This is a genomic window from Kitasatospora sp. NPDC093550, from assembly GCF_044764985.1.
GTDB lineage: Bacteria > Actinomycetota > Actinomycetes > Streptomycetales > Streptomycetaceae > Kitasatospora.
In genome coordinates, this window is the sequence record NZ_JBIWJF010000026.1 from 105,445 (window position 1) to 114,812 (window position 9,368).

General features: G+C 71.2%; 11 protein-coding genes. 1 reads left to right on the top strand and 10 read right to left on the bottom strand.

Annotated elements, in window-relative coordinates:
- The first annotated feature begins 34 nt into the window (after nt 1–34).
- Nucleotides 35–925: a hypothetical protein gene (locus ACIRD3_RS31900; protein WP_402223545.1), complete on the top strand. Its 891-nt coding sequence runs from the start codon at nt 35–37 to the stop codon at nt 923–925.
- A 93-nt stretch (nt 926–1,018) separates the two neighbouring features.
- Here the strand turns inward: ACIRD3_RS31900 and ACIRD3_RS31905 are convergent, their stop codons facing one another.
- The 10 genes from ACIRD3_RS31905 to ACIRD3_RS31950 form a co-directional block, all read right to left on the bottom strand.
- On the bottom strand, nt 1,019–2,017 hold the full coding sequence (locus tag ACIRD3_RS31905; protein WP_402223547.1) for a hypothetical protein: 999 nt from the start codon (nt 2,015–2,017) through the stop codon (nt 1,019–1,021).
- A gap of 184 nt (nt 2,018–2,201) precedes the next feature.
- Entirely contained in the window at nt 2,202–3,389 is a 1,188-nt protein-coding gene (locus ACIRD3_RS31910) for a hypothetical protein (RefSeq protein ID WP_402223549.1), read from the bottom strand.
- On the bottom strand, nt 3,386–4,234 hold the full coding sequence (locus ACIRD3_RS31915; protein ID WP_123556273.1) for a phosphoadenosine phosphosulfate reductase family protein: 849 nt from the start codon (nt 4,232–4,234) through the stop codon (nt 3,386–3,388). The genes ACIRD3_RS31910 and ACIRD3_RS31915 overlap by 4 nt, the downstream gene beginning before the upstream one ends.
- Entirely contained in the window at nt 4,197–5,114 is a 918-nt protein-coding gene (locus ACIRD3_RS31920; protein WP_402223552.1) for a DUF2637 domain-containing protein, read from the bottom strand. Before ACIRD3_RS31920 ends, ACIRD3_RS31915 begins: the two co-directional genes overlap by 38 nt.
- A gap of 87 nt (nt 5,115–5,201) precedes the next feature.
- The gene (locus ACIRD3_RS31925; RefSeq protein WP_402223554.1) at nt 5,202–5,681 is read right to left on the bottom strand and encodes a hypothetical protein; all 480 of its coding nucleotides are present in this window, start codon (nt 5,679–5,681) and stop codon (nt 5,202–5,204) included.
- A gap of 87 nt (nt 5,682–5,768) precedes the next feature.
- Nucleotides 5,769–6,284, bottom strand: coding sequence for a hypothetical protein (locus tag ACIRD3_RS31930; RefSeq protein ID WP_402223556.1), 516 nt, complete (start codon nt 6,282–6,284; stop codon nt 5,769–5,771).
- Nucleotides 6,285–6,557: 273 nt separating this feature from the next.
- The gene (locus ACIRD3_RS31935; protein ID WP_123556266.1) at nt 6,558–6,830 is read right to left on the bottom strand and encodes a hypothetical protein; all 273 of its coding nucleotides are present in this window, start codon (nt 6,828–6,830) and stop codon (nt 6,558–6,560) included.
- Nucleotides 6,831–6,910: 80 nt separating this feature from the next.
- Nucleotides 6,911–8,059, bottom strand: a complete 1,149-nt coding sequence (locus ACIRD3_RS31940) for a DUF932 domain-containing protein (protein ID WP_402223558.1) — start codon at nt 8,057–8,059, stop codon at nt 6,911–6,913.
- Between the two features lie 118 nt (nt 8,060–8,177).
- Nucleotides 8,178–8,705, bottom strand: coding sequence for a hypothetical protein (locus ACIRD3_RS31945; RefSeq protein WP_402223559.1), 528 nt, complete (start codon nt 8,703–8,705; stop codon nt 8,178–8,180).
- 68 nt (nt 8,706–8,773) lie between these two features.
- Nucleotides 8,774–9,223: a hypothetical protein gene (locus ACIRD3_RS31950; protein WP_402223561.1), complete on the bottom strand. Its 450-nt coding sequence runs from the start codon at nt 9,221–9,223 to the stop codon at nt 8,774–8,776.
- Nucleotides 9,224–9,368 lie beyond the last annotated feature (145 nt).

Here is a 9,368-nt window from a genome sequence, read left to right on the forward strand (position 1 = left end):
AAGATGCGACGGTATTCGAACTACTGCCTGGGGCGTGCCACTGATGATCCAGAACCTTGATCAGTGGGTCCAGTGGAGCGGTCTGCTGCTGGGCACTCTGATCGCACTGGGCTCAATGGTCCGGTCCGTCTTGAACAACTTGATGGCTCGGCACGGTCCATCCCCGGTCCACGGTGTCGTCGCAGGGGTGGGTATCGCCGCATTTCCGTCGCTGTTGCTGAAGGTGGCGCCGGCCATCTGGGGCTCGGTGGCCGGCTCGCCGACGGCCGAGCCGGTGGAGACAGACAGCGGCTTCGAAGTGCCCTGGGGCGTCCTCAGTTCGGTGGCGGTCGGCGCTGCGGCGGTGGCCGGGGTGGGCCTCGCTGCCGTGGCGGTGCGGAGGCGCCGGGCGGTCGGCCGGGCCGCGCGACTGCGGCGTCAGCAGATCGAGGATCGACACGATCTCGTGTTGGAGCAGTACGGCGCGTTCTGCTCCGACATCCTCACGGTGCTGGAGCGTCCGCTGCTGACCGACGTCTCCGTGCGGGAGACCGCCGAGCTGGTGCACGCGCTCGCTGCGGCAGCCGACGCCCGAGCCGCCGGGGCGGAGAGCCCTGCGGAGTACGGGCGAGCGGTGACGGCGCTTGAGATCGCCTGGCAGGTCGCTGATCGCCACGCTCGCAAGGTCGGTACTGGTCAGCTGCCGGAGCGGGAGCGCGCAGCGGTCGCGCGGGCACAGCGCCTGCTGCGCACCGCGCTGGGTGAGGGGGCCTCCGACGCCGAGCGCCAGACCGCCTACCGACGGGCGGTGGAGCTTCTGGAGGGGATCGTCGTCATCCCTCGGGAGGTCACTTCGGCGATCGAGGGAGGGGCCCGGCACCGCATGCTCCTCAAGTCCTACCCGGAGCCCGCCGGTGCGGGCAGCAAAGACGCCGTGCGGCGCTAGCCGAGGCGATCCCGCGTGCTGGCGGGGCTGGGGAGAGACGAAGGCGCTGCCGACCGAGCTGGTCGGCAGCGCCTTCCTGTTGTTCTGCGGTCGCTAATCGGCGACCGGGGGGTTCCAGAAGGCGTCGAAGACCTTCGGGTCGTAGCGCCTCCCGTCCTCGGTGTCGACCGGGTGCGGCACGGGCAGGCCGGCTTCCTGGGCGCGGGCGATGCGCTTGCTGATCGCGCTGAGGCTGACGCCGTAGTAGGTGGCCAGCTCGGTCGCGGTGCGGTGGGGCCCTCGGAGCCAGGCACGGTGTTCGACGCTGCCCTGCTCGTCATAGCCGAACTCCCGGAGCACGGCGCGCTGCTCAGCAGTCGGCTTCCCCGAGGCGGGCAGGTAGCCGAGCTCGACCAAGACGGCGCGCTGCTCGCTGCCGAGCGCACCGGAGGCCGGCAGGTAGCCGAGCTGCCACAGCAGCGGCAGCAGGGTGTCAGCGGGCCACACCCGCAGTCGGCCGACCTTGGTGCTGAGCGCGGCGATCTCGGGCTTGCGCACCAGGGTCTTCACGGCCTCCTTCCCCTTGCCGGTCAGGCGCTCGATCATCGCGGTGGTGACCTTGTCGAGCACCGGCTGAGTGGTGGGCTCGGCGGCGGGCGCGGGGGGCTCGACCGTTCCGCGGGGGCCGGGGCGGCTGGACCGCCGGCCGAGCCAGGCTTTGACCTCCCCCCAGCTGTAGGTGCCGAGCGGGTCGGCGGCGGGGAACGGGTCCGCGCTGTTGCGGTAGGTGGAGGGCATGCGGCTGACGGTCGCGCGCAGTCGGCCGGTCCGGCTCGCGATCTCGGTGAGGGTGACGCGGTCGTCGTCGGCGCCGGGCAGTTCATCGGGGTTGATGCGGGTGGCCTGGTTGTCGCGCATCCAGGCGGCGATGGCCTCGCGCGGGTACCGCTGCTCGCGGTGGTCGCCGGGTTCCTCGGTGGGCCACCCGGGCTCCTTGGCCAGGCGGCGGACGGTGGACTCGGACAGGCCGGTCGTGGTCGCGATGTCGGCGACGCTGAGGCTGTCCGAGGGGGCCGCGTCCAGGCGTTCGGCGAGCGTCGGGGCGGGGGCCATCGGCTGGTCTCCTTGGGGTGGTTGTTGGGGGGAGAAACCCTCCCCGGCTCGACATGGACTAATCTACCGGCGCGGAGTCGTGGTCTTTCGGGATCGGTCTTCGTGGGAGGGGGCCAGCGGCTTGCCCAGCCGGATCATCGAGTCCGGCACGGCTTCGGCCGTGCTGCTGGCCCCCGTCTTCCGTTCACGCCGCGAGCGCGACCGGGGGCACGAGATCGGCCTGGTGGTGCAGTCGGTCCCACCACGCCGCGAAGGCGGGGCGCTCCTTGTCGGCGACACCTGCCGGTGCCAGGGCCAGGGCCATCTCGATCGCAGGGAACCCGCGGGTGCGGGGAATGATCTCGGCCCTGCTGATCCCGTAGCGGTCGGTGGCGGCTCGGCCTGCGGCGATGGCCGCCAGCGTGGCGGTGGCATCGGTCCGGCTGCCGCTGAACACCGTGCGCACACTTCGCCAAGCGGCGCCCTTGGCGGTGGGGTCCTGCCGTCGGGGGTGGATGATCCGCCGGACCTCGTAGACGCTCCAGCGCTGCCGCCGAAGGTGCTCTTCGAACGCGGCGAGGACATCGGCCAGGCCGTGAGTGCGGGCGAGGTCCTGGGCGGCCACGGTGCCGTAGAGCTTCGAGCGTGGGTTGAGGGCCATCGCGGTGTACTCCAGCGCAAGGGCCTGGGCGCCGATGGCCGGCTCCGCCCGCCAGCGCTCGACCAGCTCGGCTCTCCCGCGCCGCCCGGCGGAGAACGGGCAGTACCCGCAGGCGGACCGCGTCCACGGTTCTCCGAAGCGGTCGAGCAGGTACTGCTCGCACCGTTGGCGGTCCCACCCCCAGCCGTCGATCAGCGGGTACTCGGGGATGCGGCCGATGGCGGTGAAGCCCTCGTCTCTCTCTGCTCGACGGATTTCTTCGCTGGCGAAGCCGAGCACGTGCCGGAACGGGGCGCCGCGGAACTCGTCGCCCAGCCAGCCGTCGAGCACGTCTCCCTTCGCGTGCAAGCTGCACAGGCGCCGCTTGGCGGCGATCTGGGGAACGGTGCCGCTGGCGCGAAGTTCGTCCGACAGCCGCCACGGTCCGCGGGTGATCAGCCGGCGCGGGCTGCGGGAGTCGTCCAGCACGGTGTAGCCGCCGCGCTGGCTGGTCCTGCTGAGCTGGACGAACCGCACGCCGTTGTCGCGCATCAGCGGCAGAAGGTGCTGCTCGACCAGCTGCCGGGTGATGTCCGGCTCGTCGCCCGTCATCGCGGTCAGCACGGTCAGCCGGTCGAGCGGGAAGTCCCGGCTGGCCGGCTCGGTGAACCACCGGGCGGCGACAGCGGCACTGTCGACTCCCATGCCGAAACTGAGCACGACCGGCAGGGCCTCGGAGGCGGTACGGGTCATGCGGCGCACGCCCCCGTGCCGTGCGGGGGCGTACGGAGTGCAGCCCCGTACGGGCGGGCGGCCCGTACGGGGCCGGGTTCCTCACGCCCGGCGGCGGTGATGATCTCGGCCATAGACAGGTCGCGGCGGAATGGCACACCGATCTCGTCTTCGACCAAGGCGTAGTCGAGTGCGGTGTCCGGGGCCATCCGTGCGGCGGTGATGAGGGAGCGGCGGCCGGCGAACGGACACAGCTTGCAGGACAGGCGGTCGAGCTGCTGGTAGACGGGGTGGGGCGGGATGCCGCTGGCCCGTACGGTCTTCCACACGGCGTCGGTGCCGAGCTGGTGGATAGGCAGCCAGGTGGTGACCTGGCGCCGGCCGGAGCTGGCTCCGCGGTCCAGGGCGACGGCGGGGCGGCGGGCGCGGACGGAGCTCTCGGCAGCGCGGAGCCCGAGTTCGGTGACGATGTGGGCGGGCCGGCCGGTGACGCCAAGCCGACCGGTCAGCTCGGTGTAGAACTTCCGGGCCACGTCGCGCTTGAGGTAGCTGCGGCAGAACGGGGTACTGGGCCCAGGCCAGCGGCCTCGTTCGCGGACCAGGTCGAGCAGGTGGCCCCGCTCGCGGCGGCGGACCTCGTAGGGCAGTCCGTACGCGGCTGCCTGCTGGGCGGCGAGTGCGGGGACGCCGGGCCACTCCGCCGTACCGAGGTCGAGGTGGAGGACGACGGTGCGTTCCAGCATCTCGTCGGTGGCGTTGGTGGCCCAGAGGTGGAGCATCGCGGCGCTGTCTTTGCCTGCGCTGTTGTTCAGAACGTAGGCGTCGGCGTTACGCAGCTGCGGCGGTATGTGGAGGGTGGTGCTCATGTGCGGGTTCCTCGTACGGGTTCGGTGCGGGTCGGGAGGTGAGCGGGAGGGGCTGGTCGTCGGCCCCCTCAGCCGTGCGGAGCGGGGTGCGGGGCCGCGGGTCTCCCGTGTGGACGGGGGGCTCCTGCACGGAGCCGGGCTCCGTACGGCCGTTGAGCGTGCGGGCGTCGGCCACCCGCTTCTCGCACCACGACCGGCTGTAGCCGGTGCTGGTGGTCAACTCGTCGTAGTCGGGGCGCCAGTCGGGGTCAGCGCGCATCGCGGCGAGCAGGTCGGTGATGACGCGCAGCTTGCTCGGCCGCTCCGTCGGCCGGGTGGTGGCCAGCTGCTCGCCGGGGTCCTCGGCTTCTGCTTCGCCGGCCTCTTCGGGAAGGTCCTCGGTCTGGGGCTGGTCGTCCGGCTCCGCCAAGGGCAGAGCCGGCGGCGGTGGGTCTGCGGCGACGTCCTGGTGCTCGCTGGTGACCACGGTGGTGAGCGGTGGGGGCGCGTGGTCGGTCCGCTGGCCGGTGGGACGGGACTCTACGATCCCGGCGGCGGCGAGGAACGCCAGGCTGGGCCAGGCTGCCATCACGTATCCCCACGGGGTGGGCCGGGCGACGGCGAGGTTGGCGGCGAGGCTCATCGCCACGCCGAGCACGAGGACTCCGCGCGGCCAGCGGGCTGGCTCTCGGGCGCGCTTGCGGCGGCGGATCTCGGAGACGGCTCCGAGCGCCATCAGCTCGACGGAGACGGCGATGGCGTAGGCCACCCATCCGCTCTGGCCTGCCTCGGTGGCGGTCTGCACGACGTGCGTGAAGGAGACGGCGAACGCGCAGACGCCGAGTATGCCGACGGTGAGGTCCGCGGTGAGCGCGTCCCTGTCGGTGGAGGTCGGGGTCACGATCTTGTTCTCTCGGGTTTCGTGGGCAGGTGCGGTCCGGTTGCCCTCCGGACTGCACCCGTTGATCGGTTGGGGTTGAGCGAGTCGTCAGTGCGCGGTGCTGATGTGCTGTCGACGCGCGTCGTCCACGTAGCCCTTGCCGGTGTGCTTGATCGACCATTCGCCGCAGCTGCATTCGGCCCTGGAGTAGGCGCGCCCGGGACACCCCGAGGTGAGTGGCTTGCCGGAGGTGGTGTGCCTGTGCTCGGGCGAGCATGCGGTGCCGTCGGCGTGGTGGTCGGTGCGCGGTGCGCGGAACCGAGCGGCGGCGGTCTTCTTCGCCGGCCTGGCGGGGAACGGGATGGTCACCCGTCCGAGGTCTTCGCGGCTGGAGGCTTCCTGCTGGGCATCCCACTCGGCCTCGGTGTGGGCGTCGCCGACGCACAGCGGCTCGGTGTGGTCGAACCAGGTCTTCCGGTCGCTGGCGACGATGCGTTCCGCCTCTGCCTTGGCGGCGTCGGCGGTCGGGGCCAGGACGGGCACCACGTGGACGGTGATGACGTCGATGGGGACGATGAACTTGGGCATGCTGGCGTCTCTTCTGTGGGTGATCAGGGTGGTGAGGTCTGGCTGGGCCTCGGCGCGGTTCGGGCGTCCGGGGCGCACCGGCGCGGGTCAGGTCGCGGGGGTGCTGGCCAGGTGCTCCCAGGACGTGCCGTTCCAGAACTGGGTCACGGCACCGATGGTGAGCGGCAGCCGGAGGGCAGAGTGCGCGCGGCGGCGGTCGTCCGCGGTGGCGGGCATCGGGATGGTGCCGCTGATGGTGACGGTGCCGTCAGGGCCGACCTCGCGGAGCAGGGTGCGGCCCTGGAGTGCCTGAGCGCGCAGTGAGCGGCCGACGTTGAACTCCTCGATCAGCAGATCGAGCAGCAGGGAGAGGTTGACGGGCTGGCCGTCGAGTCGGCAGGCGTCGGCGAAGCGGGCGAAGTCGGTCACGTCGAAGTCGCCGTGGGGCACGAACTCCGTGGCGTCCCCGTCGCCGTAGTTTTGAGCACTGCCGATCTTGCGGCTGCCGTGGCTGAGGACGGCCAGGAACGGAGTTGCCCGGAGCAGCGTCAGTTCCTGGCAGCTGGTGACCTCGTAGCGGGGCTGCTCTGGGGTCTGGAGCCCGGTGTGGGGCAGGGTCGGCACGTGGTTCTCCTGGTGTGCGGGAAGCGGTGAACGTGGGCAGCAGGCGGCGCCGCGCGGGGTTGGGCCGTGGTGCGGGGTCGATCCCCGCAGCTCGGCGCTCCCGGCCGGGGGCCGCCCGGGTGCGGGCGGCAGGGGCCGGCGGGCGGTGCGGCGGGCTGGTGCTCGGTGGGTGGGCTGCGGGAGGGGTTGGGCCGTGGTGCGGGGTCGATCCCCGCAGCTCGGCGCTCCCGGCCGGGGGCCGCCCAGCTTCGCGCTGGGCGGCCGGTGGTCCGGTCAGCCGGGCTGGTCCGCCTCGGCGACGGTGTCGGTCAGCTCGCGGGCGACGGCTTCGATGCCGATGGTCACCCGGTGGAGCTGGTCACGGGCCTCGGCCGCGCGGTCGGCGCAGAGCGTGTAGTAGTCCTCCTCCTCGTCGGGGTCGACGGGGAAGTCTGCGCGGTTCGGGTCGTAGGACGGCAGCGCCGTACGGAGCTTGTCCTCCCACTCCTCTTCGAAGGTGGTGACGTCGGCTACGAGGTTGCGAAGGCGTTCAACGGCGGTGTTCAACGGGCGTCCCGGTTCTCGTGGTGCGCTGGTGGCATTCTGTGGCGGGCCGCCCGGCCCTGGTGGGCCGGGCGGCGGGGCGGTCACAGGGAGGCGGCCAGCTCCATGGCGCGGATGCCGTGGGCTTCGAACTCGTGGGCGTCGTCGGCGTCGGGGAGGGTCTGGGCAACGGAGGTGACGGCGTGCATCACGCCACCGGCGGAGAGGTCTCCGCCCTGGATGAAGTGGGCGAAGATGTCGGCCCGGCGCTCCTCGGTGAACTTGAGCCGCTGGGCGACGGTGGTGATGGTGGCCTCCGGGTTCTTCACCCGGGTCGCGGCGGTCTCCTGGATGGACCGCAGCTGTCGGACGACGTAGTCGCGGTCAAGGAAGGTGGTGACGGCGTCGGTGGTCTGGGAGGCGACCAGTTCGAGCGTGCGGGCCTGGGTGGTGTCGCTCCACCGGATCACTCCGTCCTGCTGCTTCCCGCCGATGTGCACGGAGCGCATGACATCCTTGGTGATCACCATCCCGTTGTCACAGACCTGGACGACCAGTCGGGGCACGATGGTGAACGCCCCGCACCCGGTCTCGGAGTTGCTGATCTCGAATCCGGCGAACACGGTCGGGTTGTCCGCGCCACGCGCGCCGCTGAACGGGCTCCGGTAGTCCTTCAACAGCTCCGGCGCGTAGGCGCTGACCTGCGGGGCGGTGATCTTGACGTACATCTTCCGGTCGGTGAGGTCGCACTTGTCCAGCCGGACCTCGACACCGGCGTCCCGCACGCCCTGGAGCGCGGCGGTCAGGATGTCCAGATTGTCAATGATCCGGTAGCTGGGGCTGAGGAACGCGCGAGCGGTGCCGGTGTCCTCACCCTGGGCCGGGGTCAGCGTGCGGACCATGAACGACTTGTCGGCGCGGCTGTGGTGGCTGAGCCACCCGTTGACGTTCGCGTCCCACAGGTGCGGGGCCTCGGTCCGGGTCTTCCGCAGGTAGCCGACCGGAATGCCGAGCTTCTCCGCGACGCCGGATTCGCACACGTCGGTGAGCCGGTACTCCGCCTGCTTCCTGGTGACTCCGTCCGGGGTGAGGTCGTAGTCCGCACCCTCGATGATCAGTCGGCCGCCCGCCGCGTGGATGTTCTGGACGGGGGCGACGACGTCGGTCTTGCGGGGGTGCTGCTCGCGCAGAATGCCCACGATCTCGGAAAGGCTCGCGTTGCGGGTGGAGGTCCTGGCCAGGGTGATGGTCATGTATGAAGTCCTTCGCGCGTGTTCGTCTGTCGTGGGTGCCGGCCGGGGTTGCCCTCCCCGTCCAACAAGTACAAGTATGCCGCATTAAGGGTTTCTTGTCAACCTCAGGGGCATGGGTTCACCATGTCATGGCGTTCACCTCGTCCGACATTGCACGGAAGTGCGGCACGGTGACGGCGACTGCCCAGCGGCGGGCGCGGGCAACGGTTGCGCCGCTGGCCGCACCCCAAGCGGCGGCGGCGAGCAGGCCCGGCCGGACGGGCAGTTCGGGGCTGATCACGTAGTGCGCGCCGGGAAGGTAGGCGTCATGCCAGGCATGGCCGATGGTGTGGAGCGCCAGCACGAACGACCAGCGCAGTTGCCGCCGGGGGGTGAATCCGCTTTCAGAGAGAGCAGCGGCCACGCGGGCGTGCGTGTCCGCCAGGAAGGCATCGAGCCCGACCAGCGCGCGGCAAGCCTGCTGCCAGTCTTCGACGGAGAGGGTCGGCATCGGCGGGAGCGTGGCCGACTCGGCGGGGGCGACCTCCCGGACGACGGCGGCAGCGGCGTCGAACTTCTCGCCGATGTCGCGGAGGATCGCCAGCACCTCGCGGGAGCGGGCCGGGCGGGCTGTCTCGGAATCATGGTGGACGTCGATGATCTTCAAAGGGGCACCTCCTGGGAGTACGGGCCCCGGCCCGGCGGACTGCCGAGCCGGGAGTGGCGGGCAATGGATCACCGGAGGCCGGCCGCCCATAGCAGGCCCGCGAAGCTGCGGGCGATGTCGGCGACGTCATCCCGCCCCCTGGTCCACGTCGGAACCTGGTCGCTGCGGAGCTGGGCGTCGGGGTCAGACCACATCGCCCCCTGGAACAGGACATACTCCTCACCCGGCGCGGGGATGCGCAGCTCCCACGTGCCGAGTTCCTCGCACATGACCTGGACTGCGTAGGTGCGGGCTTCGCGGACGATCACGACGGTGCGGGGCGCGCGGGGGATGCCGAGTTCGGTGAGCCGGTGATCGAGATCGACCGCGACGGCGAGGCGCTCGGCGTAGGGGAGTTCGGCGATGGCGTCGGGGGTGAGCCAGCACCAGGCACAGCCCGACCCGCCACTGTGGCCGCATTCGGCCTGCTTGGCCGCGTTGATCTCTTCGAGCCGGGCGCGGTCGAGGGTGATCGTCATGCGATGACGCCTTTCGTTCGATCCATCGTGGGTGTCGGTCGGGGTTGCCCTCCCCTCCCAACAAGGACAATATTACCTCACTGGGGGTTTCTCGTCAAGCTCGAAGGCGCAGTTCGGCACGCCGGTCCGACGGCTGACGGACCGT

Bases quoted from the DNA above. Each gene is read 5' to 3' on its own strand.
- ACIRD3_RS31915 (WP_123556273.1), bottom strand. From the start codon at position 4,234: ATGAGCACCACCCTCCACATACCGCCGCAGCTGCGTAACGCCGACGCC.
- ACIRD3_RS31910 (WP_402223549.1), bottom strand. From the start codon at position 3,389: ATGACCCGTACCGCCTCCGAGGCCCTGCCGGTCGTGCTCAGTTTCGGC.
- ACIRD3_RS31905 (WP_402223547.1), bottom strand. From the start codon at position 2,017: ATGGCCCCCGCCCCGACGCTCGCCGAACGCCTGGACGCGGCCCCCTCG.
- ACIRD3_RS31950 (WP_402223561.1), bottom strand. From the start codon at position 9,223: ATGACGATCACCCTCGACCGCGCCCGGCTCGAAGAGATCAACGCGGCC.
- ACIRD3_RS31925 (WP_402223554.1), bottom strand. From the start codon at position 5,681: ATGCCCAAGTTCATCGTCCCCATCGACGTCATCACCGTCCACGTGGTG.
- ACIRD3_RS31940 (WP_402223558.1), bottom strand. From the start codon at position 8,059: ATGACCATCACCCTGGCCAGGACCTCCACCCGCAACGCGAGCCTTTCC.